At 62.8% G+C, this 23,020-nt stretch carries 26 protein-coding genes and 1 pseudogene; 21 read left to right on the top strand and 6 right to left on the bottom strand.

Annotated features, from left to right (window positions below; translation table 11 throughout):
* A complete protein-coding gene (locus NKI24_RS28600; protein WP_352750030.1) occupies positions 1–1,047 on the top strand; it encodes a UDP-glucuronic acid decarboxylase family protein in 1,047 nt (348 codons plus the stop codon).
* A gap of 23 nt (positions 1,048–1,070) precedes the next feature.
* Complete coding sequence (locus tag NKI24_RS28595) at positions 1,071–1,355, top strand: hypothetical protein (protein WP_352750029.1); 285 nt, start codon at positions 1,071–1,073, stop codon at positions 1,353–1,355.
* Here the strand turns inward: NKI24_RS28595 and NKI24_RS28590 are convergent.
* Complete coding sequence (locus tag NKI24_RS28590; RefSeq protein WP_352750028.1) at positions 1,292–3,037, bottom strand: protein kinase family protein; 1,746 nt, start codon at positions 3,035–3,037, stop codon at positions 1,292–1,294. The two genes, NKI24_RS28595 and NKI24_RS28590, sit on opposite strands and share 64 nt — an antisense overlap.
* Positions 3,038–3,276: 239 nt before the next feature.
* Between NKI24_RS28590 and NKI24_RS28585 the strand changes: the two genes are divergently transcribed.
* The 10 genes and pseudogenes from NKI24_RS28585 (at position 3,277) to NKI24_RS28540 (ending at position 11,867) form a co-directional block, all read left to right on the top strand.
* Entirely contained in the window at positions 3,277–4,380 is a 1,104-nt protein-coding gene (locus tag NKI24_RS28585) for an inositol-3-phosphate synthase (protein ID WP_352451533.1), read from the top strand.
* Positions 4,377–4,973, top strand: a complete 597-nt coding sequence (locus NKI24_RS28580) for a histidine phosphatase family protein (RefSeq protein ID WP_352743960.1) — start codon at positions 4,377–4,379, stop codon at positions 4,971–4,973. The genes NKI24_RS28585 and NKI24_RS28580 overlap by 4 nt, the downstream gene beginning before the upstream one ends.
* Before the next feature lie 14 nt (positions 4,974–4,987).
* Positions 4,988–6,091 carry a CgeB family protein gene (locus NKI24_RS28575; protein WP_352451531.1) on the top strand — a complete coding sequence of 368 codons (1,104 nt, stop codon included), beginning with the start codon at positions 4,988–4,990 and terminating at the stop codon, positions 6,089–6,091.
* Positions 6,091–6,891, top strand: a complete 801-nt coding sequence (locus tag NKI24_RS28570) for a nucleotidyltransferase family protein (protein WP_352593695.1) — start codon at positions 6,091–6,093, stop codon at positions 6,889–6,891. Before NKI24_RS28575 ends, NKI24_RS28570 begins: the two co-directional genes overlap by 1 nt.
* 2 nt (positions 6,892–6,893) lie before the next feature.
* Positions 6,894–7,655, top strand: coding sequence for a TIGR04290 family methyltransferase (locus NKI24_RS28565; RefSeq protein WP_023676138.1), 762 nt, complete (start codon positions 6,894–6,896; stop codon positions 7,653–7,655).
* Positions 7,648–8,580 (top strand): glycoside hydrolase 5 family protein, encoded by a 933-nt coding sequence (locus NKI24_RS28560; protein WP_023676139.1) that lies wholly within the window; start codon positions 7,648–7,650, stop codon positions 8,578–8,580. The genes NKI24_RS28565 and NKI24_RS28560 overlap by 8 nt, the downstream gene beginning before the upstream one ends.
* Before the next feature lie 20 nt (positions 8,581–8,600).
* The gene (locus NKI24_RS28555; protein ID WP_352743963.1) at positions 8,601–9,686 is read left to right on the top strand and encodes a glycosyltransferase family 4 protein; all 1,086 of its coding nucleotides are present in this window, start codon (positions 8,601–8,603) and stop codon (positions 9,684–9,686) included.
* Positions 9,673–10,662: a GNAT family N-acetyltransferase gene (locus NKI24_RS28550; protein ID WP_352451526.1), complete on the top strand. Its 990-nt coding sequence runs from the start codon at positions 9,673–9,675 to the stop codon at positions 10,660–10,662. The genes NKI24_RS28555 and NKI24_RS28550 overlap by 14 nt, the downstream gene beginning before the upstream one ends.
* Positions 10,659–11,399, top strand: a pseudogene (locus NKI24_RS28545) (class I SAM-dependent methyltransferase); the annotation flags it as partial. The gene NKI24_RS28550 and the pseudogene NKI24_RS28545, both read left to right, overlap by 4 nt.
* Before the next feature lie 249 nt (positions 11,400–11,648).
* A complete protein-coding gene (locus NKI24_RS28540; RefSeq protein WP_023676213.1) occupies positions 11,649–11,867 on the top strand; it encodes a hypothetical protein in 219 nt (72 codons plus the stop codon).
* A 188-nt stretch (positions 11,868–12,055) separates the two neighbouring features.
* Here NKI24_RS28540 and NKI24_RS28535 read toward each other — a convergent pair whose 3' ends face one another.
* Together NKI24_RS28535 and NKI24_RS28530 are read right to left on the bottom strand one after the other, a co-directional pair.
* Positions 12,056–12,184, bottom strand: a complete 129-nt coding sequence (locus NKI24_RS28535; RefSeq protein ID WP_352743966.1) for a hypothetical protein — start codon at positions 12,182–12,184, stop codon at positions 12,056–12,058.
* 52 nt (positions 12,185–12,236) lie between these two features.
* On the bottom strand, positions 12,237–12,800 hold the full coding sequence (locus NKI24_RS28530; protein WP_023676143.1) for a sigma-70 family RNA polymerase sigma factor: 564 nt from the start codon (positions 12,798–12,800) through the stop codon (positions 12,237–12,239).
* Positions 12,801–13,113: 313 nt separating this feature from the next.
* Here NKI24_RS28530 and NKI24_RS28525 point away from each other — a divergent pair, with 313 nt between their 5' ends.
* The 3 genes from NKI24_RS28525 to NKI24_RS28515 all read left to right on the top strand — a co-directional run bounded on the left by NKI24_RS28525 (position 13,114) and on the right by NKI24_RS28515 (position 14,106).
* Positions 13,114–13,317 (top strand): hypothetical protein, encoded by a 204-nt coding sequence (locus NKI24_RS28525; RefSeq protein ID WP_023676144.1) that lies wholly within the window; start codon positions 13,114–13,116, stop codon positions 13,315–13,317.
* A 125-nt stretch (positions 13,318–13,442) separates the two neighbouring features.
* Positions 13,443–13,736 carry a DUF982 domain-containing protein gene (locus tag NKI24_RS28520; protein WP_352451524.1) on the top strand — a complete coding sequence of 98 codons (294 nt, stop codon included), beginning with the start codon at positions 13,443–13,445 and terminating at the stop codon, positions 13,734–13,736.
* Positions 13,737–13,806: 70 nt separating this feature from the next.
* The gene (locus NKI24_RS28515; protein WP_023676146.1) at positions 13,807–14,106 is read left to right on the top strand and encodes a DUF982 domain-containing protein; all 300 of its coding nucleotides are present in this window, start codon (positions 13,807–13,809) and stop codon (positions 14,104–14,106) included.
* 32 nt (positions 14,107–14,138) lie between these two features.
* Here the strand turns inward: NKI24_RS28515 and NKI24_RS28510 are convergent, their stop codons facing one another.
* The 3 genes from NKI24_RS28510 to NKI24_RS28500 form a co-directional block, all read right to left on the bottom strand.
* A complete protein-coding gene (locus tag NKI24_RS28510) occupies positions 14,139–14,633 on the bottom strand; it encodes a hypothetical protein (RefSeq protein WP_352750027.1) in 495 nt (164 codons plus the stop codon).
* 188 nt (positions 14,634–14,821) lie between these two features.
* Positions 14,822–15,007, bottom strand: a complete 186-nt coding sequence (locus tag NKI24_RS28505) for a hypothetical protein (protein ID WP_352451523.1) — start codon at positions 15,005–15,007, stop codon at positions 14,822–14,824.
* A 92-nt stretch (positions 15,008–15,099) separates the two neighbouring features.
* Positions 15,100–15,930 carry an SIR2 family NAD-dependent protein deacylase gene (locus NKI24_RS28500; RefSeq protein ID WP_502894793.1) on the bottom strand — a complete coding sequence of 277 codons (831 nt, stop codon included), beginning with the start codon at positions 15,928–15,930 and terminating at the stop codon, positions 15,100–15,102.
* 329 nt (positions 15,931–16,259) lie between these two features.
* Here NKI24_RS28500 and NKI24_RS28495 point away from each other — a divergent pair, with 329 nt between their 5' ends.
* Genes NKI24_RS28495 through NKI24_RS28470 form a run of 6 tightly spaced genes read left to right on the top strand, consistent with a single transcriptional unit; the run spans position 16,260 to position 23,020 of the window.
* Positions 16,260–18,053, top strand: coding sequence for a methanol/ethanol family PQQ-dependent dehydrogenase (locus NKI24_RS28495; protein ID WP_352750043.1), 1,794 nt, complete (start codon positions 16,260–16,262; stop codon positions 18,051–18,053).
* On the top strand, positions 18,034–18,897 hold the full coding sequence (locus NKI24_RS28490; protein ID WP_352451521.1) for a substrate-binding domain-containing protein: 864 nt from the start codon (positions 18,034–18,036) through the stop codon (positions 18,895–18,897). The genes NKI24_RS28495 and NKI24_RS28490 overlap by 20 nt, the downstream gene beginning before the upstream one ends.
* A 1-nt stretch (position 18,898) precedes the next feature.
* The gene (locus NKI24_RS28485) at positions 18,899–19,432 is read left to right on the top strand and encodes a c-type cytochrome (RefSeq protein ID WP_352750026.1); all 534 of its coding nucleotides are present in this window, start codon (positions 18,899–18,901) and stop codon (positions 19,430–19,432) included.
* A complete protein-coding gene (gene coxB, locus NKI24_RS28480) occupies positions 19,429–20,445 on the top strand; it encodes a cytochrome c oxidase subunit II (protein ID WP_352750025.1) in 1,017 nt (338 codons plus the stop codon). The genes NKI24_RS28485 and coxB overlap by 4 nt, the downstream gene beginning before the upstream one ends.
* Positions 20,442–22,418, top strand: coding sequence for a cytochrome c oxidase subunit I (gene ctaD, locus NKI24_RS28475; RefSeq protein WP_352451518.1), 1,977 nt, complete (start codon positions 20,442–20,444; stop codon positions 22,416–22,418). Before coxB ends, ctaD begins: the two co-directional genes overlap by 4 nt.
* On the top strand, positions 22,415–23,020 hold the full coding sequence (locus tag NKI24_RS28470) for a cytochrome c oxidase subunit 3 (RefSeq protein ID WP_352451517.1): 606 nt from the start codon (positions 22,415–22,417) through the stop codon (positions 23,018–23,020). Before ctaD ends, NKI24_RS28470 begins: the two co-directional genes overlap by 4 nt.

Raw genomic sequence — 23,020 nt, 5'->3', positions numbered from 1 at the left:
ATGCAGCTATCAAGAAAGGCGCAACGGACCAGGACCGTGCTTGTCGCCGGCGGCGCCGGTTTCCTCGGTTCGCATCTTTGCGAGACAATGCTCCAGGCCGGCTGGCGCGTGATCTGCGTCGACAATTTCCTTACCGGCCGCATGGAGAACATAGCATCGATCGCCGATCGTCCGGATTTTCGGTTGATCAAGCAGGACATTTGCCGACCGTTGGAGCTTGGCGAACCGGTTGACCGCATCTTCAACATGGCGTGCGCGGCCTCGCCGCCGCGCTATCAGGCCGACCCGGTCCACACGACACGGACTTGCGTCATCGGAACGCTCAATCTGCTGGAGCTCGCCGCCCGCAATGGCGCCTGGTTCGTGCAGGCGTCCACCAGCGAAATTTATGGCGATCCCGAACAGCATCCGCAGAAGGAAGACTATGTCGGCCACGTGAACTGCATCGGCCCCCGCGCCTGCTATGACGAAGGCAAGCGCACCGCCGAAACCTTGTGCTTCGACTATCTGAGAATGGGAAAAGCCGATATCCGTGTCGCGCGCATCTTCAACACCTATGGTCCCAGGATGGACCCTGCGGACGGACGGATCGTTTCCAATCTGATCATGCAGGCACTCGAGAGACGGCCGCTGACGATATTCGGCGACGGGCTGCAGACCAGGTCGTTCTGCTACGTTTCCGATCTGGTCGACGGCTTGATCCGGTTGATGGAGGTCAATCCCAATCCGCGCCAGCCGATCAATCTAGGCAATCCGGGGGAGTTCACCATCCTGCAACTGGCGGGCCTGGTGAGAGGCATGACCGCCACCAAATCGGACTTGAAATTCCTGCCGCTGCCGCAAGACGATCCTCGTCGTCGGCAACCCGACATTTCCCGTGCAAGGAAGCTTCTCGGCTGGTCGCCCAAAGTGCCGCTCAGGCAGGGTTTGATGCGCACAATCGCCTATTTTGCCGAGCTTGAGACGGCGCAGATGGTCGACAGAAGACGTCGAATTGCCGCCACCGTGCGTTCTGCCTCAGGCCGGCTGCAAAACCTGCCGGCCTGAGGCGGGGAGCGTCTGGCCTCTGCATGAAAGCGCCGTCGTCTCGGATTTGGTCACTTTTTCTCGTCGCGGGAACAACCCGTCCAGCTTCTGGTTCTGTCAAGGTACCGGCAATGGAGACGATTGTGCATCCGAAGCGATCCGCCAAAGACATCGAACAAATGGCCGCAAAGGAGACGGCTGCCTTCCTGCGGCGCGCCTCCATCACCTATCTGGAATGTTGTGTGAGCCTGATGATGACGCATCTTCAGCGCGAGGAGGTGGCGGCCATCCTCGAAAAGGAAGCGGATATGCTGCGCCGGCTGGACTGATCCTGGTCGAGCGGCGGCAGGTCGCCTTGGCTTTCCAGGAAACGAAGCAGCGCGGCAGCGTAACGTCTTGCCGCGGCCGCCAGCCGGATCTGTTCCCGATCATCGCCCGATCGCTCAGCCATGCTCCACAAGCCAAGCTGGAAGGCGAGATAGCAGGGCTCGTAGTAGTGGACCAGTTTGGCATCGACGGGACGAGACGTAGTCGCCTCGACAGCTTTGCACAGTGCCGCAGTCGCCGCGTCGGCGAGGCTGTACTCGACACGGGCGCCGGCAATGTCCCAGGCGATGTCCTGGCAGCCGATCAGATCGTGCGATCGGCAATGGTCGAGGGCGTCCGTCTTGACCAGCCTTCCGCCTCGCGAAAGGATGAACTCCCACGGATGAAGCCGCCCGTCGATTTCGACCCGCTGCATGGTCTTTGGCGGAGCCTGTTTCGAAAACCAGTTCCGCAGCTCCGCCGCGCGGCTTTCGCCCAAAGCCTCGCTTGTATTCCGCACGGCCATGTCGGCAAGCGCCTCCAGCGAGGCGCCCGGTTCGGAGGCGGGCAGATTGGCTGCCCGCCAGGACAGATAGCGCGCGAGACGAGTGACCATTTTTTCTTTCGAAAGCCTTGCCCGGTCCAGCGTTGCACCGTCGATCCAGCGTTCGACGAGAAAGCCATGGCACAGCCCGGCGACTTCCGGGCCAAAGCCTGCATCGTGCAGCTTCCTGGCGGTCTCGGCCTTTTGCATTCCGATTTCGCCGAGGCCAACGAATTTGACCGACCATTTTCCCCGGCCCGCAAAAGCGAGGAACTTTCGCCGCTCGAAGCCGCGGTGAACAGGTGGCCAATGATCCAGCGAGCCATAGTGCAAGCGACGCCACTCTCCGGCGGATGTTTCGGTCAGGCTGGCCGCTGTGCGGCCGATCGTCCTGGCCACCCAATCCCGCAACGTCGGGACAGCGGATCCAGCGGGGAAAGTCCGTTCGAAATCCGCGGTGTGTTTTTGGCAAACCGTCCATGCCTCACGACTGTCCGCCGATGCCTCGGGACCCGGCCCACCCGAATGGCTGGGGAACAGATGGATGCGCCCGGCATCGATGCCCAGCCTTTGCAGCCATGCGACGACGGCGTGAAACGAACTTCCTGACAGGCCCGGGCCTTCGTCGACGATGGCAAAGCGGGCCGACGGCTTCGTCATCCAGCTACCGATCAGTTCCGGATCGGCGGCAAGCCGCCTGCGAAACGGATGACCGGTCGGACGGACGCTGACGGGTGCCGGTGCGCCGATGGCTGCAGCCACCATCGCTGCAAGCCCCAGGCCGATGCTGCGGATGCCGATTACGCATGTGTTCGCATCGAGACCCGACTGCCGCGCGGCGACGAAATAGCTCTCCGGATAGAGCGCGTAATGGGCGTAGCCCTCGGCCGTGTCGATGAGGATTTCGCCGTCGCAATCGAGTTCGGCCAGCATTCGCGGCACGTCCGCACGGACCGGGCCGTCGATCGCGAATCCGGCCGCCCACGATCTGCCCACGTCCCGGGCCAAGCCGACCAGGAGATTTGCGCCCGCGATCCGCTGTCGGGAATTCCTGTCCATGCAGTTGGCCTCGAATTCAGCATCGGCAAGGCCCTGGACCAATTCCGAGATCTTGATGAACAGGCCGACCAGGGCTGCGTGGCGTTCGATCCCGCTTGGCATGTCCGCAATGTGCCCGGCCGCTTTGCAGGCTGAGCCGCGAACATATCCCGCGCTCTCAATTCGCTTGTGGTCGCCATAGACGATCATTGTCCCGTCCCGGTTGGCCTCACTGCACAACTCGGCGAGCGCTACTTTGATCCACCATCGGTTGCACGATTTTTGCAGCCGGCAAGGAACAATCAGCGAGGCAGGCGGTTTGGCACGAAGAACTTACCTTCAACAGCATAGGCAGCGGTTTCGTGGGATCGAAGAAAGTTCGGATCGGAATAGTCGGCGTCGGCAACTGCGCCTCCTCCCTTGTCCAGGGCATCACCTATTACCGCGACGCAAGGAGCAATGAGCCCATACCCGGGCTGATGCATGCCGATCTTGGCGGCTATCATGTCAAGGACATCGAAGTGGTCTGCGCTTTCGACGTCGCCAAGGGCAAGGTCGGACGCGATGTGGCAGACGCGATCTACAGCGCGCCGAACAATACTTTCCGCTTTGCCGATGTGGCGGCTACCGGCGTTCGCGTCGAACGCGGGCCGACACTGGACGGCATCGGCAAATATCTGCGCGACGAGATCCAGGAGGCCGACGACCCCGTCGCCAACATCAGCAAGATCCTCGCCGAAAGCGGCGCCGAAATCCTGGTGTCCTATCTGCCTGTCGGTTCGGAGGAGGCAACGCGCTTTTATGCCGAGTGCGCGCTCGAGGCCGGCTGCGCCTTCGTCAACTGCATACCCGTCTTCATCGCCTCGCGGCCGGAGTGGCGCCGCCGCTTCGAGCAGCACGGCCTGCCGCTGATCGGCGACGACATCAAGAGCCAGGTCGGTGCGACGATCGTACATCGTCTGCTCGCCAACCTGTTCCGCGAGCGCGGCGTGCGTATCGATCGCACCTACCAGCTCAATTTCGGCGGCAACACCGACTTCCTCAACATGCTGGAGCGCGAGCGACTGGAATCGAAGAAGATCTCAAAGACGCAATCCGTCACCAGCCAGATCGACGTTCCCCTGGAGCCCGGCAACATTCACGTCGGGCCGAGCGACCATGTCCCGTGGCTGACCGATCGCAAGTGGGCCTATATCCGGGTCGAAGGCACGACCTTCGGCGGTGTGCCGCTGAATGCCGAGCTCAAGCTGGAAGTGTGGGATTCGCCCAATTCGGCCGGCGTCGTCATCGATGCGGTGCGTTGCGCCAAGCTGGCGCTCGACCGCGGTATCGCGGGCGCGCTGACCGGTCCCTGCAGCTATTTCATGAAATCGCCGCCCGAGCAGTTCACCGACGCGGAAGCCCGCCAGCGCACGCTCTCTTTCATCGCCGGCAAGGACGAGCCGATGCTCGATGCCGCGGAATGACGACGACGTTCTTTCTGGTGCGCCACGCCGCGCACGACAATGTCGGCTGTTATCTTGCCGGACGGATGGCCGGCGTTTGCCTCGGCGAAGCCGGCAAGGCACAGGCCTCGCATCTGGCAGACCGCATGGCACGCGAGGCGATAGCGGCAATCTTCTGCAGCCCGCGCGAACGCACGCAGGAGACTGCCAACCCGATCGCGCTCGCCTGCAATGCCGGTGAGATCGTGATCCGCGAGGAACTCGATGAGATCGACTTCGGCACCTGGTCGGGAAAGACCTTCGAAGAGCTGAACCAGGATGCCGACTGGCGAGTGTGGAACGACCAGCGTCAGCAGGCGAGAACACCGAGCGGCGAGACCATGCTGGACGTGCAGCAACGCGTCGTCTCATTGATCGAGCAGGTCCGCGGCACCTACCAGAACCAGGGCGTCGCACTTGTCAGCCATGCCGACGTCATCAAGGCCGCCGTGTGCAAGGTGCTCGGCCTGTCGCTGGGAAACTGCTTTCGCTTCGATATCGACCCAGCGTCGATCACCACGGTTGTTTGGGGGGACTGGGGGTCGAAGCTGATCAGACTCAACGAAGCTGCCTGACGAGGAATTGCCGGATGCGCATGGTCATTTTCGGTCTTACCGTGACATCGTCGTGGGGCAATGGGCACGCCACGCTGTGGCGCGGATTGATCCGGGCGATGGCCGGGCTGGGCTGGTCTATCACCTTCTTCGAACGCAACACTCCCTATTATGCCGGGACGCGCGACCTCGACCAATTGGATGGCGGCAACCTCGTCCTTTATCAGGATTGGGAGGACATCCAGCGCGTTGCCGAGCAGGCGATGAATGAGGCCGATGTGGTCATCGTCACCTCCTATTGCCCCGATGCCGTGAGCGCATCGCGCCTTGCCCACCAGGCCTGTCGCGGGCTGAAGGTGTTCTACGATCTGGATACGCCGGTGACACTGGCGCGGATCGAACAAGGTGAGCCTCCGGCCTATTTCGGGCCGGAAGGGCTTCGCGATTTCGATCTCGTGCTGAGCTACACGGGAGGCACCGCGATCGACGCATTGAAGTCGATGCTGGGTGCACGCCGCGTCATGCCGCTCTACGGCCATGTCGATCCAGAGCGACACCGGCCGGCTCCGCCCAGGCCGGAGTTTGCCGGCGACCTTTCCTATCTCGGGACCTATGCGGCAGACCGCCAGGTCGGGGTCGAGAGGCTGCTGGTCAGTCCGGCTGCGCGCCTGCCGGAGCGCCGCTTCATCATTGGCGGCGCACAATATCCGCAGGAATTCCCGTGGAGCGACAATATTTTCTTCGTCCGGCATCTGCCGCCGGCCGACCACCCCGCCTTCTTTTCATCATCACGGCTGACCCTGAACGTGACCCGCGAGGCGATGGCCGAAAGGGGCTGGTGTCCTTCCGGCCGGCTGTTCGAAGCCGCCGCTTGCGGTGCCGCGATGGTGAGCGACACATGGCCGGGACTGGAGGCCTTTTTCCGGCCCGGCGAAGAGATCGTCGTGGCGAACAGCACCGACGACGTGGTCGCCGCGCTCGACCTGTCCGACGCCGAGCTTAACGCTATCCGCCGCCGAGCGCGCGAGCGGGTGCTGGACGAACACACCTCGGCGCGGCGCGCGAAGGAATTCGACCGCATCCTGTCCGATGCACTGCACGGCTCCACGCATGGCGAGCCGTTGAAGGAGGCAGTTTGATGTTGGGCATCGTGCCCGCAGCCGGACGGGGAAGCCGCATCCAGCCGCTCGGCTTTTCGAAGGAGCTTCTGCCGGTCGGCAGCCGCATCGACGGCAACACCGAGCGGCCTTGCGCGGTCAGCGAATACCTGGTGCGCCGCATGGTGCGCGCGGGGGCCGACAAGATCTGCTTCGTCATCGGCTCGGGTAAGTCGGATATCCTCGAATATTATTCTGCCGGCTATGCCGACGCGACTGCGCTGTTTGTGGTGCAGCCCTCTCCGGTCGGCCTTTGCGACGCCATCTTCCGTGCCGCACCGCTCGTCACAGCCGATGAGACCGTTCTGGTCGGGTTGCCCGATACGATCTGGTTTCCCGAAGACGGCTTCCTGGCCCTCCCGGACGACGGCCTGTCCTTCCTGCTGTTTCCGGTGGACCAGCCGGAGTTCTTCGATGCCGTCGTTGTCGACCAGGACGACCGGGTGAAGCAAATCCAGGTCAAGCAGCAGAATGCCCAATCGAACTGGATCTGGGGTGCGTTCAAGATGCCCGGCCGCACCCTTCACCAGCTCGCCGCGCTGTGGCGGGAACGGGACCGGTGCGACGAATATATCGGCACGCTGGTCAATGCCTATCTCGCCGCCGGAGGCGATGCCTATGGCATCAAGGCTGGCACCGCCTATGTCGACGTCGGCACCTTCAACGGCTACCGCACCGCACTTCGCCTGCTTGAAAGCGCCGCCGGTACCAAGGACGACCAAGTCGCCATTACGCTGCCCGGCCACCAGCACGTCCCTGTCCTCGCAGGCGAAGGAGGCTAGCCATGCTGCATTCCGATGCCGAAATCCGCCGCCGTATCGATGCGCTCGGCCCATGGTTCCACAATATGGAACTGGCCGGCATCGAAACCGCTCCCGACCATTTCCTTGGCAACTATCCGCTGATCAAATGGCGCAAATTCGCGGACGCCATCCCCGCCGATCTTTCCGGCAAGGCGGTGCTCGACATAGGCTGCAATGCGGGTTTCTATTCGATCGAGATGAAACGCCGCGGCGCCGGCCGCGTGCTTGGCATCGATTTCGATGAGGCTTACCTAGCGCAGGCGCGCTTTGCCGCCGAGGTTGCGGACTGCGACATCGAATTCCGGCAGCTCTCGGTCTACGACGTTGGCGCCCTGCATGAGCGGTTCGACATCGTGCTGTTCATGGGCGTGCTCTACCATTTGCGCCATCCCTTGCTCGCTCTCGATCTGATCCGGGAGCACGTCGCCCGGGACCTGATGATCTTCCAGTCGATGCAGCGCGGCAGCACCAACGTGCCGGCGCTCGAGCAGAATTATCATTTCTGGACGCACGACCTGTTCGACCGGCCGGATTTCCCAAAGCTGCATTTCATCGAGCATCGTTACGCCGACGACCCGACCAACTGGTGGATTCCCAATCGCGCCTGCACCGAAGCCATGCTGCGCAGCGCCGGCTTCGAGATCGTCCTGCAACCGGAGCAGGAGGTCTATTTCTGCCGCACCGCCGACGTGCCGGCCGGTGGCGGCGTCGTCTACCCGTCGAAAGGACAAATAAATGATTGAAGCCGCGATGATCTGGAACGAGCCCAACAACAAATCCCACTGGGATCCCGAGCTCGACCCCGACTGGAGCCGCTTCGCCAACATGGCAACCCTGGTCGCCGACGCGATCGCGTCGGAGAATCCGGCCTTGACCAAGGTCCTTGGCGGCATCTCGCCGATCGATGCCGGTTTCATGACACGGATGAAGGAGTTCGACGTGCTCGATCATGTCGATGCTGTCGCCGTGCACGGTTTCCCGCTCGACTGGAACCTCTGGCAGATCCACGAATGGCCGCAGAAGATCGGCGAGATTTCGGCTGTCACCGATCTTCCGGTATGGGTCAGCGAGGTCGGCGTGTCGACCTTCGGCGCCGAGGAGGTACAGGTCTGGGGCCTGCGCCGGACCGCGGAATTGCTGATCGGCAACGCACCGCGCATCCAATGGTACAGCCTCTACGACCTGCCGCGCGAGTGGGAAGCGACGACGCGCCATCGCGAGGCGGAAGGCTCGTCTTACTACCGCCATTTCTACATGGGCCTGCTCCGCCAGGACGGCACGCCAAAGCCCGCGCTCGAGGAGTTCCTGCACCACACGCCGGCAATGGGACTGGTGCAGTGGTTCCATTTCGAAGATCACCGGCTGGACGACGCCGTCGCCTGGATGAAACGGCTCGGCGTCACCAATCTGCGCACCGGGCTTTCCTGGGCCGACAGCTTCAGGCCGAACGCACTTGACTGGTTCGACCGGCAGATGGAGGCTTTGGCCGACTTCGACGTGACGGTTACTTTCTGCTTCACGCCGGAACACCGCGGAATGATGCCGCACCACAGCAGTCCGCCGCTGGTGCCGGAGGAATTCGCCGACTTCTGCGCGGCAATGACGCGCCGATATGCCGGCAGCATCGCTGCCCCTTCGGTCGGCAGGCTGCGCGCCTCCGCAGCGTGAGGAGCTTCGGCTCTCCAGCCATGACGCTCACCGTCCTCAACGTCGCCTATCCCCTCGCCCCGGTCGGGCCGGATGCGGTCGGTGGTGCCGAGCAGGTGCTGTCGGTGCTCGACCAGGCGCTCGTACAGGCCGGACACCGCTCGATCGTGATCGGCTGCCAGGGCTCGAGCGCTGCGGGTGTCCTCATCGAGACGCCGGCCGAACCGGGCGTGCTCGATGAAGCGGCGAAGCGCCGGGCGCAGCGTGTTCATTGCGCCGCAATTGCTACCGCACGCGCTCGCTGGCCAATCGACGTGGTCCATTTGCACGGTATCGATTTCGATGCCTATCTGCCGGGCGACGGGCCGACATTGGTGACCCTGCATTTGCCGCTCGACTGGTATCCGGCCGACGCTCTCAATCCGGCGCGGGAGGATCTGTGGCTGCATGCGGTATCGGCGGCTCAGCAAAGAACCGCGCCGCCGGGAGCCAGGCTGATCGGGCCGATTCCCAACGGAGTGGACGTCGACGCGCTGAGCGAACCGCAGGCCAAACACGACTTTGCGCTCGTGCTCGGCCGCGTCTGCCCGGAAAAGGGCATCCATCTGGCGCTGGACGCAGCCAAGAAGGCCAGCGTGCCGCTGGTCATCGGTGGCAAGGTCTACCCCTATGAAACGCACACAGCGTATTTTCGCGACGAGGTCGAACCCCGGCTGGACGACCGGCGCCGCTTCCTTGGTCCGCTCGGCTTTGTCGCCAAGCGGCGCCTGCTGAATACAGCCCGCTGCCTAGTCATCCCGAGCCTTGCCGCGGAAACCAGTTCGCTCGTCGCCATGGAGGCGCTCGCCTGCGGCACCCCCGTGGTGGCCTTCCCGAATGGCGCACTGCCGGATGTGGTCGAGCACGGCAAGACCGGGTATCTGGTCGGGGATGTCGACGAGATGGCCGAAGCCATCGCTGCCGCACCCAGCCTGGACCCCGAGACCTGCCGGGCCGAGGCGCGGCGGCGCTTTTCACTCGACCGCATGATTTCCTCCTACATGGACGCCTATCGGGCGCTGGCACGGCTCGGCACAGACAGCGGGCAGCTCGCGACGGCAAAGCGAGCGCGACATGCTCCGCAGTGAGATTATCGACGATCCAGCGGACCTCGAAGCCCTTGAGCCGCACTGGTGGGAACTCTGGTCGCGCAGTTCCTCGGCGACGCCGTTCCAGTCTCCCGCATGGTTGCTGCCATGGTGGCGGACATTTGCTCCCGGCGAGCTAGCGACGGTCGCCATCTGGCGTGGCGACGATCTGGTCGGCCTGGCGCCACTCTATCTGGAACGCCACGATGCCGGCGCGCGATTGCTTCCGCTCGGCATTTCGTTGAGCGACTATCTGGATGTCCTTTGTCTTCCCGAGATCGCCGAACCGGTCGGCGCAGTCATCGGTGGCGCCGTTCTTTCCGTCGGCTGGACACAGTGGATCTTGCAGGACCTGCCTCCCGGCGGCGCCGGCCTTGCCATCAGGCATGCCGCGCTCGAATCGTGCCAAGCCGTCGGTCACGCCGCTTGCCCGGTGCTCGCCCTCGCCGGCGACCAGACGCTTCAAGGCTGTGTTCCGGCGCGGCGGAGGCGCCAATTGCGCCGCGCCCACAGGGCCGCGTCGAGACGCGGCAGTGTCTCCATCGAACCCGCTTTGTCCGATCCGCAGACATTCCTCGACCATCTGATCCGCCTTCACCGCGCGCGCTGGGCCGGACACGGCGACGGCGTTCTGTCCGATTCCCGCGTGGAAGCATTCCACCGTCAGGCGCTGCCGCAGCTGGTCGCACAGGTGCTTGCCCGATGCTGGCTTATCACGATCGGTAACGCGATCGTGGGCGCCTATTACGGGTTCCATCATCGTGGCCGCGCTTGCGCTTATCTCGGTGGCTTCGATCCGGCCTATGCCGAGGAAAGTCCCGGCGCGCTGCTCATCGGCCAAGCGATAAGGCAGGCGATCTGCGAAGGCGCGGAAGAGTTCGATTTTCTGCGCGGACAAGAGGCCTACAAGTACAGCTGGGGCGCCGTAGACCGGTGGACGATGCGCAAGATCTGGACGCGGAGCAAAGGGCGATGAGCGCGACCCAGCCGGAATCTCGGCGGTCGACATCAGCAAGGCGGGTGCTGGAGGATTGCATGGCAGACGGTGCCGGCGTCGAAGCCGTCATCGCAAGGCTGGCTCTCCGTTTCGAGACAGGAATCGATGCTGCAGAATTGGCGAAGATTGCGCAAAACACGCACTCGGCTGACCCGCGAAACACGGCAAAACTGCAACGGATTGCCGACCTGCTGCGGCGCAGGCCCGAGATATTCGCCACGCTGCGCAAAACAGGTGGTGCCGTTCGGCACGAGCGTGGCGAGGGCGAGACCGACGATGCGGTCGTCAAGCGGCTGGCGGCAGGGTTTGACGCGGCGGCGGCGATCTCCCCGGCGGCGAGCGTGCAGCTGTCATCGCTGGGCAATGAGGAAAAGCTCTCTGCCGCTACGGCTGAGATCGTTGCATGGCTGGAGAGGCGAGGCTTTACCGGCACTGACCGCGACACACTGGATATCGGCTGTGGTATCGGTCGGTTCGAACAGGCGCTCTCCGCTCTGTCGCACCGGATCGTGGGCAGCGATATATCCCCAGCGATGATCTCGATCGCCCGCCGGCGATGCGCCGGGCTCGGCAATGTAGAATTCCGCCCTGCGCGCGGTTTCGATCTTGCCGATTTTTGCGATGCCAGCTTCGACCGCGTGCTGGCCGTCGACAGCTTTCCCTATCTGGTGCTGGCCGGCCTTGCGGAGCGACATTTCGTGGAAATCGCGCGCGTGCTGAAGAGGCCGGCCATGGCCGCGCTTTTGAATTATTCATATCGCGGATCGCCGGCGCTGGATCGCGCCGATGTCCATAACTTCGCCAACGCAAATGGCATGCAAGTCCTCGTCGACGGCGAAAAGCCTTTCCGGCACTGGGACGGCGATGCCTTCCTGCTTACGATTTCCAGCGGAACATTGCGGCCCAACTATGGTTCGGATGCCGAACGGGAAAAGCCGCTATTCGACAGTATGAAGGAGAACAAGATGGCGTCCGGCAGCAAGAAGCACATCGGTCGCGGCAGTCACGGCAAAGGCGCTGGCGCTGGCGCGATGACCGATCTTCCCAAGGACAAGATCGGAGAGAACGCCGTTCTGTCCAACAGAGACAAGAAGCAGCACACCAAGGAGCGTGGGCTCGACGGCAATCGGGTCAAGTCCGAGCAGTACCAGGATCATTCAGCGGATCGGCGGCCTGAAGACTGATCGTTGCGCCAGCATATGGCTTGCAGCCGGCGAGCAATTGAAACGCAGCGAGAGCCCAACCGCTGACGAAGCTGTGCAAGGACCGAAGCCGGTCGCATGGATGGCCTGCAAATTCTTGCAAACTCGCACTGTTGCCACCAGAGTGAGCTGAAGGAACCAACATTTGCCAAGAGAACGCGATGTCTCGCTCAAGGGAAGATTCCGTCAGCACGCGTGCCGATCTGACCATAGACCGGGAAATCGCTTCCTTGCTTGCGGCCATCGAACAGGAAAGGGTTCCTGACCGGCTGACCAAACTTGCGATCGAATTGCAGCATGCGCTTGTCGAAAGGCGCTTGCGCGAAAGCAGTAATTAGCGTGACATGTATATTAGCGGCGCCTCTCGGCTTCGAAGTCCAGTTGTCCTTCGGACAGATAGCTGCGCCTTTCCATCAGGGTCTGCGAGGAACTTTCGCCAAGGTATTCCAGCACGCCGGCGCGTGCCCTGTTGAGCCGGCTCTTCACGGTTCCCACCGCGCAACCGCATATTTCGGCCGTTTCCTCATAGCTGATGCCCAGAACGCCTATCAACATCAGAACCTCGCGCTGGTGCTCGGGAAGACTCTGGATGGCCTGGTGGACCTCCTTGCCCTGTACGGACCATTCCTGCGTCGCTTCCGAGATCGGCCGCAGCGAAGCGCAGTCGAGCAGGCCGGGCGCTTCCCTCACCGCGGCCCTGACACGCGTGTAGTAGGTGTTGCGCATGATCGTGAAGAGCCATGACTTCATGCGCGTTCCAGCTTCGAACTTGTCAATGTTGGCCAAGCCCTTGGTCAGCGTCTCCTGGACCAGGTCGTCGGCATCATCGGGAGTGCGGCAGAAGGTGCGGGCGAAAGCCCTCAAAGCGGGTATGAGGTCGACGATGGAAACTTCTTCGGTTTCGCGAGTCGCCAAGGCGTAGGCTGTAGGTGGCAATGGTCCAGCTCCCGTCCAGAATGAGTTCGTGAGCGCAGACCAGTTAAATGCATTGGGCGAAAGATCGTTCCGGCTGGCGAAAATCACCCGGTCCAGGAACCGGAGCGGCTTGGCTGGGCAATCCCGGCCGACGGCGATATTTTTGACGGAACAACCGTCGGGATCGCGGAGTTGGAATCTAAGCCGTCCGAAATTCCGGGGCGCCGCCATTGGCGTGTCGAAACGCGATTTTCGCAGCGAGCCTGGGCCGCCACCTCAAGGACAGTCCGCCACCTCAAAACAGGAGGAACCCATGACAGGAAACAAGCACGCCAAAGGCAAAACGCCGGCCGATAGCGACCTTGCCAACGATCCCGGCATCGGCAGTTCCAAGGGCACGATCAAGGAGGGCGACCGGCTCGATCAGGGCGACAACACGTTCGAAGGCGATGTCGAGAACGACACCACGCCTCAAGGCGGTATCAATCCCCGGCAAAAGATGCGGACCAACAAATGACGCCAGCATCGGCCGGCGCACGATCGAACAAACCCGCTGCAACCCGTGCAGCAATCCCGCGTTAAAGAGCATGGGCCTCGCGTCCGCCCAGCGTTGATGCGACAGGCTCTTTCGCGGAGACACAGATGACAAAAAAATCGTTTGGCCGCCCCGTTCCAATTCTCGTCGGCCTTGGTTTCCCTCGCCATGTCGAAAATATCTGGCAGGCCTATGACGTCTTAAACGAATGGCCGAGCCGCGGTCCGGCGCACAAGGCGGCGTTCGACGCCTGTCGCGCCGGGCTGGCTGACGAGGTCGACGTCGAGACGGTGCGCGCGGCGTTCGATTCATTCGCCCGCAAGGCGGGCATTCTGGCCTACGATATCGCCGCCGAAATACCAGCAGGCATCAATCCCACTGCGGTTCGCGACGTCGGCTAAAATGCCCAGCAGGCCATGTGACCCGCTGAGGCTAATTTATATCAAGGGTGGTTAAATCGGGAGGACCGCCATGCTGGAGATAAAGTTCGATGCTCCGGTTTGCATCTACTTCGGCAAGCCGGGACGATCGCGAATGGTCAGCTCCGTTTTCGAGGCTTCTTACTGCCTCAAAAGCGAGAAATGGCCTGCCCGCAATGCCCCGTTGTCGCTGATGGCGGGAGATGCACTGGATGGCGCCCAGATCGGCCAGATTACGGCAGCGGAAGCCCGCGAAGCATTTATCGACGCGGCTTTGGAAGCGAAGATTCTTGTCGAAGGCGAGCCGCATGACACACATGCCCGGACAGCCTTCATGCCGGACGGCGGGTGAACCGGCAGGCTGCTTCCCCGCAGAGCCGTTTATCACGAATGGCTGGCTTCCTCGGCCTTTTTCTCCCGCTGCTGCCTGAGGACCTCGTCGGTTCCGACCAGCTTCTTCGATCCGCCGGGGATCGCGGTGGAAACAACAGCCGGCGGGTCGCTTGCGGGGAAAGAATCCTCCAGACCCGCCTGCAGCTGGTCTTCCAGCGTCTGCGGCTCTTCCGAGCGGCCAGGGGTCCTTCGGGTGTCTACATTCTCCAGCGGCTGTGTCATGTCCGGTGAAGACCTGACCTCTCGAATCCAGCCATAGAGCTGTTCGATGGCAAATTCCTTCATCGTGTCGAAATCGGCCTTTTCGTCACGCGATGCCTCGATTTGGTCAACCATGGTCTTCTCGAACCGTTCGAGGCTCTCGCTTCCACACGCTCGGCAGAGACGCACCAGCGCCTCGCGCAGTATGAGCGGCGCAAAGTGCGCTGTCGCCTCAAGCCTGAGCTGCTGCAAACGCTCCGGGGTAGCGGCTTGGAAGTTCGACATGTTCGACCTCTCGCCTTGTGGAGCATGTCAACGAAAATTGTCGGCGGATGTTCCATCGGCGGCCGCTGCATCGCTCGATCCTCAGCGGTGCGCGCCACCACCGACTGCCATGCGGATTGCCGAGACCGACGACGAAGCAGCTGTGCCGGATGACCGTCCCGGCCGCCCGCTATGTAGAACCCATGCGGCTACTTCGGCCCGGATTCGCCAGATGCCTTGGTGCCATCGTTGGACCTGCCGGCATTTCGCATCATCTTGAGTGCTTCGTCCCTGGTCAGGCCGCACCTGCGGGCAAAGAAATTGACCTCATAGGCCTGCTCGGCCGACAGGCCGTCTTTGGCATGCACTCTGCGCTTGTGTTTGCGTCCGCTCATCGAGGCTCGGTCCCGGATACGTTAGTCCTCCCGAACTCACATCGGATCAGCCGGTTCCCACTGCCGGACCAATCCGCTTTCCGCAGGTTCTCTCACGCGCTTTCTGGCCGGCCCACCCTGTCCTTGAGTTCGTTCAGGAATGCGAGCAGCGCGTCCTCAGGATCGTCGGCCGCTTCGGTCAGCATATCGATGCCCCAGCGGCCGAGGACAGCCTCCTGGACGATGCTCGGCTGCGACATGAAGATGAAGGATTTCGGGCGATTCTTGTCATAGCCGGAGCGGCGCCAGGTCTGCCAAAGCCGGTGCAGCAGCAGACGGATGTTCATGTCGGACATGCTGTAGCCGATGAACAGGATGGTGCGCCCGAGCGCGTCGGCCCGAAATTTCACGTCGAGCGGCGAATCGAAGGATAGCCGGTCGAAATAGTCGGTCTCCGCCAGGACCAAAGATTTGTCGTCGTCGAAATCGCCGTGGAATTTGATGATCTGCGTCACCTCGCCAGTGGCCTTTGGCAAATCCTTCGCATTGGCGACTTTGACAAAGGGCCGGCTATGGATCTCGAAGGCAACTTCGAGATTTCGGTCGTAGTTTGTCGTGTAGATGATCGGAAAATCGAGCGACACGATGAGCTTGTGGATCGCCGAGCCCTGCACTTTCTCCCGCGAGACGCTCCATTCACGATCCATCCAGCTGCGCAAAGGGCCGAGGCTCCCCTGCTTCAGCCGGTAGTATTCGGCAAGCGCCTGATAGCTGGCCTCCGGCGCACCGATCGTATCCTCGTCCAGACCGAGCTCTTTTTGCATGTGTTCGATGAGCTTTTGCCAGGACGGCAAGCCGACGCTCATCGACACCCCGGCTCCAACGAACAAGATCGCTCGCCGCTCTTTTACCGATTGAGCCAGTTGCTCGACTGCAGACAGCATTCGACACAACTGCGAAAAGCGCCGCTCCGTTCCAGCCGAACCCGGACCACCGGGAATAGATTTACTTCCGACTTGAGTGCTAACATTCGGATCGGCTGTCCCGAGCGCCCGGCCGCCGACTTTGGCCAACCGAATCCGACATTTATTTCGTTGCATTTGGCACTTCTGCGCCGCTCACGCGTTGGAGAGTGTTCAACAAACACGGCGCAGCTGCAGCTAATGGAGCTCTGCGCCAACGTCGGCAAACTCGATAGCCAATGAGGCAAGCGCGACTGGTGGCGGCGAAAAATAGGGTGCCTGGCAAAAGGGGAAAGAGGCCATTGGCTGCGATGCTGGGATGGACGCTGCTGGCAGGCTTCGCGCTGACTACCGCGGCGGTTGCTCAGTCAACGTCAAGCTTTGCGATAAATCCGCCTGCCGCAGCTGCTCCGCCCGACGACGGCCAATGGGCGATGCCGGCAAAGAACTACGCCTCGACCCGCTACAGCGAACTTGCGGAGATCACCGAGGACAACGTCAAGAACCTGCAGGTGGCCTTCACCTTCTCGACCGGCGTCAACAAGGGCCAGGAGGCCGCGCCCCTGGTCGTCGGCAACACGATGTACATCGTGACGCCCTTCCCCAACATCCTCTATGCGCTTGACCTTACCAAGCCCGGCGCGCCGATGAAGTGGAAATTCGAGCCCAACCCCGAGCCCGCCGCGCAGGGAGTTGCCTGTTGCGACGTGGTCAACCGCGGTGCAGCCTTCTTCGAAGGGCGCATCTATTTCAACACGCTCGATGGCCATGCCATCGCCGTCGATGCGGCCACCGGCAAACCGGTCTGGAACACCCATATCGGCAACGTCAATATCGGCGAGACCATCACCATGGCGCCGCTGGTGGTGAAGGGCAAAGTTCTGGTCGGCAATTCCGGCGGCGAAATGGGCGTACGCGGCTGGATCAAGGCGCTCGACGCCAGCGACGGGCACGTCGTCTGGACGGCCTACAATACCGGCCCGGACGCCGAGGTGCTGATCGGCCCCGATTTCAAGCCGCATTACGACATGGACAAGGGCAAGGATCTCGGCGTGACGTCGTGGCCGCCCGACGCCTGGAAGATCGGCGGCGGCAATGTGTGGGGCTGGATCTCCTATGACCCGGACCTAAACCTGATCTTCCATGGCACCGGAAATCCCGGTCCGTGGAATCCGGATCTGCGGCCCGGCGACAACAAATGGACCGCCGGAATCTTTGCCCGCGATCCCGACACCGGCGCAGCCAAATGGTTCTATCAATGGACCCCGCACGATTTGCACGACTACGACGGCATCAACGAACAGGTGCTGCTCGACATGACCTGGCAGGGCAAGCCCCGCAAGGTGCTGGTCCGACCGGAACGCAACGGCTACGTCTATCTGTTGGATCGCACCACAGGCGAGGTCCTGTCGGCAGTCCCCTTCGGGCCAGTCAATTCCAGCACGGGCGTCGACCTCAAGACCGGCCGGCTGATTGTAAATCCGGACAAGAAGACCGGCACCGGCAAGGTCGTGCGCGACATCTGCCCGACCGCATCGGGCCTCAAGGACTGGCAGCCTTCGGCATTCTCGCCCAAGACCGGTCTGCTCTACATCCCGCACAACAATCTCTGCATGGATGAAGAGGGCGTCGAGGTGAATTACATCGCCGGCACGCCCTATGTCGGCATGAACGTGCGCATGATCCCCGGGCCGGGCGGCAATCGCGGTGCTTTCACCGCCTGGGATGTCGCCGCCGCCAAGCCGGCGTGGAGCCTGAAGGAGAACTTTCCGGTGTGGAGCGGCGCCGTCGCCACCGCCGGCAACATCGTGTTCTATGGCACTATGGAAGGCTGGTTCAAGGCGGTCAGCGCCAGGACCGGCGAACTGCTGTGGCAGTTCAAAACGTCGTCCGGCATCATCGGCCAGCCGGTCACCTATCGCGGCCCGGACGGGCACCAATATGTCGCGATTCTTTCGGGCGTCGGCGGCTGGGCCGGCGCGATCGTATCCGGCGATCTCGATCCGCGCGACGCCACCGCCGCGCTCGGCTTCGTCAACGTCATGAAGGATCTGAAGGATGTAACCACGCCGGGAGGTACACTGTATGTGTTCCGGCTCCCTTGAGACGACCGGCCGAGTTGCGCGCGCACGGAGAAAATCTTCCCGGCGGGTTGGCGCCGCGGTCGGCGCACTGGCGCTCTCGCTCGTCGCCGCCGTTGCCGATGCGCGCGAATTGAGGATCTGCGCTGATCCCAACAACATGCCGTTCTCCAATGCCGCCAGGCAAGGCTTTGAAAACAAGATCGCCGAACTCGTCGCGACGGAGCTTGGCGCGACTGTTTCCTACACATGGTGGGCACAGCGCCGTGGCTTCGTCCGCAACACGCTGAAGGCCGGGCTATGCGATCTGGTGCCCGGCGCGCCCGCCAATCTTGAGATGCTGCGCACCACCGCGCCCTACTACCGGTCTTCCTATGTGTTCGTGACACGCAAGGATGCGCCGGAAATCACGTCCTTCAACGATCCTCGCCTGCGCGATCTGCACATCGGCGTCCAGCTGATCGGCGACGATGGCGCCAACTCGCCCCCCGTCCAGGCGCTTGGCCGTCGTGGCATCGTCGGCCATCTCATCGGTTTCCCCGTCTATGGGGACTATTCGGCGCCGAACCCGCCAGCGCGCATCATTGAGGCGGTCGCGAATGGCGACATCGATATGGCCGTCGTCTGGGGGCCGTTGGCCGGCTACTTTGCATCCAGGCAGAAGGTGGCGCTGCGGATCACGCCGGTTTCGCCGCGCGTGGACGGCCCGCAACTGCCGATGATCTTCGACATCTCGATGGGAGTGCGCCGTGGCGACGATACGCTGCGCAGCGAGGTGAACGCCGCCCTGACCAGACGCCGCGCCGAGATCGACGCGATCCTGGCGACCTACCAGGTGCCCCGCCTCGATCCTGTCGGAGCGCCTTGAAATGAAGCGAGGTCTTCTCTTGCTGGTGTTCGCAATCCTCGCGGTTGCCGCTTGCCAGCGTGAGGAACGCGACACGCGTCCACAATCGGCGCTCGGCTCGGGCGATCAACCGGCAGCCGTGACTGCCCTCGAGCCGGGCGGCCAACGGCCGACCTCGTCCGACAGCAAGGCCGCCGTGTTCGAGGCCAACGCCTTCCACCTCAGCGAGGGCAAGCGTCTGTTCAACTGGTTCAACTGTTCCGGCTGCCATGCCAATGGCGGCGGCGGCATGGGCCCGGCGCTCATGGACCAGAAGTGGCTCTATGGCAGCTCGATCGAAAGCATCCACGCCACGATCAGGGACGGCCGGCCAAACGGCATGCCGAGCTTCCGCGACACGATCCCGGATGACCAAATATGGGAGCTTGCTGCCTTCGTCCGGGCACTGAGCGGCAACGCACCGTCCTCCGCCGCGCCGGGCCGCGACGACGACATGATGCCCCATCCATCCGAGAATCGCCTGCCGGACGCCGCGACGCTGGGGAAGTCGCCGTGAGCCGCGGTGTCTGGACGGTGTGCGGGGGCACGGCCTGCATCCTGCTCCTTGCAGGGTGCAGCGGCTGGCAATCCGCGCTCGACCCAAAGGGGCCGGCCGCGGGCGAACTCGCATGGCTGATCTGGTTCTTCACCGCGCTGTGCACGGTGGTCTGGCTTCTGGTGATGGCCGTGCTGATCGTGCCATTGGCCCGGCGCCCGGCGCCGCTCGGCGACCCGCTTGTCCTCGACGCTGCCGCCGAGCGCAGCAAGATGCGAATTGTCGTCGCCGCACTCGCCGCTACCGCCCTGATCCTGGTCGGCCTGACGCTGCTGAGCTACTTCGCTAACCGGACGCTCGCCGCCATCGGCTCGGATGCGGCGCTGACGATCCGGGTGACCGGGCATCAATGGTGGTGGGAGGTGCGCTACGAAAACGATCAGCCGAACCGCATCCTGACGACCGCCAATGAAATCCACATCCCGGCGGGCGAGCCGGTGCGGCTTGTGGTGACCTCGACCGACGTTATCCATTCCTTCTGGGTGCCGAACCTCTCGGGCAAGCTGGACCTTATCCCCGGCCACGAGAACGTTCTCGATCTGAAGGCGGACAAGCCCGGCGTCTATCGCGGGCAATGCGCCGAGTTCTGCGGCGCGCAGCATGCCAATATGAGCACCTTCATCATCGCCGAACCTCGGCCCGTCTTCGATGCCTGGCTGAACGATCAGCTGCGGCCGGCGGCCGCTCCCGTGTCGGCCGAGGCCAAAACCGGCCACGACCTGTTCCTCAAACGGCCATGCGTGATGTGCCACAAGATCGGCGGCACCATCGCCGGCGGCACGGTCGCCCCAAACCTCACCCATATCGCAAGCAGGCAAACGCTCGCTGCCGGCACGCTGACAATGAGCCGCGGCAATCTCGCAGCCTGGATAGCCAATCCGCAGGGGATCAAGCCAGGCGCCCACATGCCCGTGGTGCGACTGGACGGGGACGAACTGAATGCGATCGTCGCCTATCTCGAGGGCCTGAAATGAGCAGCGCCGACGTGGCCCGTGAGCGTCGGCTCGCCGGCGAGCGAGCAGCGGCCGGCAAAGGAGACCTGGCCCCCGAGCGCGACGGTCCTCGCGATACCAGCCTCGACGACTCCAGCCTCGACCGCTGGCTGGCGCGGACATGGCAGACGGCGCCGGGCATCATCGGTGCGCTCTCGAGCGTCGACCACAAGATTGTCGCGCGGCGCTACCTGATCACCGCTTTCGCCTTCCTGTGCCTCGGTGGCCTCAGCGCCGTTGCCATGCGCATCCAACTGTCGGGGCCGGAGCGCGGGCTGATCGGGCCCGACCGCTACAACCAGCTGTTCACCATGCATGGCGTGACCATGATGTTCCTGTTTGCGGTGCCGATCGTCCAGGCGACCGGCATCTACCTCGTGCCGCTGATGGTCGGCACCCGCAACATCGCCTTTCCGCGCCTCAATGCATTCAGCTTCTGGATTTATCTCTCCGGTGGCCTCTTCGCCTGGGTGTCGTTTGCACTCGACATGGCGCCCGACGTCGGCTGGTTCTCCTACGTGCCGCTGTCCGGCCCTGAATTCGGGCCGGGCAAGCGTTCCGACGTGTGGGCGCAGATGATCACCTATACCGAAGTGTCATCGTTGGCGGTCGCGGTTGCCACCATCGTCACCGTGCTGAAGCAGCGTGCGCCGGGCATGTCGCTGGACAAGATTCCGCTCTATGTCTGGGCGATGCTGGTCACCTCCTTCGTCATCGTGTTCGCCATGCCGGCGGTCATGATCACGTCGACGTTCCTGATCCTCGACCGGCTGGTCGGCACCCATATCTTCAATCCCGCCGAGGGCGGCGACGTATTGCTGTTCCAGCACCTGTTCTGGTTCTTCGGCCACCCCGAAGTCTACATCATATTCCTGCCGGCTACCGGCATGGTGTCCTCGATCATCGCCGCTTTCGCCCGGCGTCCGGTATTCGGCTATCTGGGCATGGTACTCGCCTTGATCGCAGTCGGCTTTCTGTCGTTCGGCCTGTGGGTTCACCACATGTTCGCAACCGGTCTGCCCAAGCTCGGCGCGAGCTTCTTCACGGCCTCGAGCATGCTGATCGCCATTCCGAACGGGTTGCAGATCTTCTGCTGGCTGGCGACATTGTGGGACGGACGCCCGATAATCAGAACGCCGCTGCTGTTCGTGTTCGGCTTCTTCTTCACGTTCGTCGCGGGCGGCCTGACTGGGGTGATGCTGGCGTCGGTGCCATTGGACCTGCAAGTGCACGACACCTATTTCGTGGTCGCGCATTTCCATTACGTGCTGATCGGCGGGTCGGTGTTCCCGCTGCTCGGCGCGACCTATTTCTGGTTCCCCAAGATCACCGGCCGGATGATGAGCGAACGTCTCGGACGCTGGCACTTCTGGCTTGCCTTCCTGGGCTTCAATGCGGCGTTCTTTCCGATGCACATTGTCGGCCTGTGGGGCATGCCGCGGCGGGTCTACACCTATCCGGTGGAACTCGGCTGGGGCAACATCAACCTGTTCATCACAGCCGGCGCGATCATCCTGTTCCTAAGCTTCGTTCTGTTCACTATAAACCTGGTGTACAGCGCCTCGAGGGGCGCCCCGGCCGGGGACAATCCCTGGAATGCCGGCACGCTGGAATGGGCGACGAGCTCTCCACCGCCGAGCTATAATTTCGCTCGGATCCCGGTGGTTACCCACGCCGAGCCGCTCTGGGCCGAACGTGACACGCTGCCTGTCGCGACCGGGCTTCGCGTCGACGCGCGCGAACTTGTCATTTCGACCGTGGCAGAGGCGCATCCAGAGGTGCGCGAGAAGTCGGCGACGCCGTCGATCTGGCCATTGTTCGCCGCGCTCGCCGTCGGCGCCACCTTTCTCTATTCGATCTTCAGCCCGTGGGCGGTGGTCTGGGGAGCCGGGCCGATCGCCATCACTTTGATCGGTTGGTTCTGGCCGAAAGGCGATCCGGAGGATGAGGAATGAAACAGCGTCTTGTCGCCGATCTTTCCAAACTCCCGACCTTCGGGATCGGACCGCGCAGCCCGACCTGGTGGGGCACTCTCGCCTTCATGGCGCTGGAAGGCACCGGCTTTGCGCTCGCCGCAGGCACCTATCTTTACCTCGCCTATCTGTCGCCCAAATGGCCATTGGGCGTGCCGCCGCCCAACCATTGGCCGGGCACCATCGTCACGCTGTTGCTGCTCGCCAGCGTGGTGCCCAATCACATACTGAACCGCTACGCCGAAGCCTGTGCCATGGTGCCCGTGCGCATCGGCCTGATCGTCATGTCGCTGCTCGGTATCGCACCGCTTGTCGTGCGGTGGTTCGAATTTCCGGCCCTCAACATTTATTGGGATACCAATGCGTACGGCTCGATGTTGTGGGTCCTGCTCGGCCTTCACACAACGCACCTGATTACCGACGTCGGCGACACGCTGGTGCTGACGGTGCTGATGTTCACGCGCCATGGCTATAGCGGCCGGCGTTTCGGGGACGTTGGCGACAACGTCTTCTACTGGGATTTCGTGGTCGCGACCTGGATCCCGATCTATCTGTTGATCTACTGGATGCCGAGGCTTGACTGA

This window comes from Mesorhizobium sp. M0701, from assembly GCF_040320365.1.
GTDB lineage: Bacteria > Pseudomonadota > Alphaproteobacteria > Rhizobiales > Rhizobiaceae > Mesorhizobium.
Note: the sequence above shows the minus strand (reverse complement) of the source record. Positions and strands in the feature narration are given on the sequence as shown.

Excerpts from the sequence above, each read along its gene's own strand:
- NKI24_RS28510 (WP_352750027.1), bottom strand. The coding sequence starts at position 14,633 with ATGTCGAACTTCCAAGCCGCTACCCCGGAGCGTTTGCAGCAGCTCAGG.
- NKI24_RS28555 (WP_352743963.1), top strand. The coding sequence starts at position 8,601 with ATGACGCTCACCGTCCTCAACGTCGCCTATCCCCTCGCCCCGGTCGGG.
- NKI24_RS28560 (WP_023676139.1), top strand. The coding sequence starts at position 7,648 with ATGATTGAAGCCGCGATGATCTGGAACGAGCCCAACAACAAATCCCAC.
- NKI24_RS28570 (WP_352593695.1), top strand. The coding sequence starts at position 6,091 with ATGTTGGGCATCGTGCCCGCAGCCGGACGGGGAAGCCGCATCCAGCCG.
- NKI24_RS28470 (WP_352451517.1), top strand. The coding sequence starts at position 22,415 with ATGAAACAGCGTCTTGTCGCCGATCTTTCCAAACTCCCGACCTTCGGG.
- NKI24_RS28515 (WP_023676146.1), top strand. The coding sequence starts at position 13,807 with ATGCTGGAGATAAAGTTCGATGCTCCGGTTTGCATCTACTTCGGCAAG.
- NKI24_RS28485 (WP_352750026.1), top strand. The coding sequence starts at position 18,899 with ATGAAGCGAGGTCTTCTCTTGCTGGTGTTCGCAATCCTCGCGGTTGCC.
- NKI24_RS28495 (WP_352750043.1), top strand. The coding sequence starts at position 16,260 with ATGCTGGGATGGACGCTGCTGGCAGGCTTCGCGCTGACTACCGCGGCG.
- NKI24_RS28590 (WP_352750028.1), bottom strand. The coding sequence starts at position 3,037 with ATGCCAAGCGGGATCGAACGCCACGCAGCCCTGGTCGGCCTGTTCATC.
- NKI24_RS28580 (WP_352743960.1), top strand. The coding sequence starts at position 4,377 with ATGACGACGACGTTCTTTCTGGTGCGCCACGCCGCGCACGACAATGTC.
- NKI24_RS28595 (WP_352750029.1), top strand. The coding sequence starts at position 1,071 with ATGAAAGCGCCGTCGTCTCGGATTTGGTCACTTTTTCTCGTCGCGGGA.
- NKI24_RS28505 (WP_352451523.1), bottom strand. The coding sequence starts at position 15,007 with ATGAGCGGACGCAAACACAAGCGCAGAGTGCATGCCAAAGACGGCCTG.
- NKI24_RS28575 (WP_352451531.1), top strand. The coding sequence starts at position 4,988 with ATGCGCATGGTCATTTTCGGTCTTACCGTGACATCGTCGTGGGGCAAT.
- NKI24_RS28600 (WP_352750030.1), top strand. The coding sequence starts at position 1 with ATGCAGCTATCAAGAAAGGCGCAACGGACCAGGACCGTGCTTGTCGCC.
- NKI24_RS28490 (WP_352451521.1), top strand. The coding sequence starts at position 18,034 with ATGTGTTCCGGCTCCCTTGAGACGACCGGCCGAGTTGCGCGCGCACGG.
- NKI24_RS28565 (WP_023676138.1), top strand. The coding sequence starts at position 6,894 with ATGCTGCATTCCGATGCCGAAATCCGCCGCCGTATCGATGCGCTCGGC.
- NKI24_RS28520 (WP_352451524.1), top strand. The coding sequence starts at position 13,443 with ATGACAAAAAAATCGTTTGGCCGCCCCGTTCCAATTCTCGTCGGCCTT.
- NKI24_RS28535 (WP_352743966.1), bottom strand. The coding sequence starts at position 12,184 with ATGCTGCAATTCGATCGCAAGTTTGGTCAGCCGGTCAGGAACCCTTTC.
- NKI24_RS28525 (WP_023676144.1), top strand. The coding sequence starts at position 13,114 with ATGACAGGAAACAAGCACGCCAAAGGCAAAACGCCGGCCGATAGCGAC.
- NKI24_RS28540 (WP_023676213.1), top strand. The coding sequence starts at position 11,649 with ATGGCGTCCGGCAGCAAGAAGCACATCGGTCGCGGCAGTCACGGCAAA.
- ctaD (WP_352451518.1), top strand. The coding sequence starts at position 20,442 with ATGAGCAGCGCCGACGTGGCCCGTGAGCGTCGGCTCGCCGGCGAGCGA.
- NKI24_RS28550 (WP_352451526.1), top strand. The coding sequence starts at position 9,673 with ATGCTCCGCAGTGAGATTATCGACGATCCAGCGGACCTCGAAGCCCTT.
- NKI24_RS28500 (WP_502894793.1), bottom strand. The coding sequence starts at position 15,930 with ATGCTGTCTGCAGTCGAGCAACTGGCTCAATCGGTAAAAGAGCGGCGA.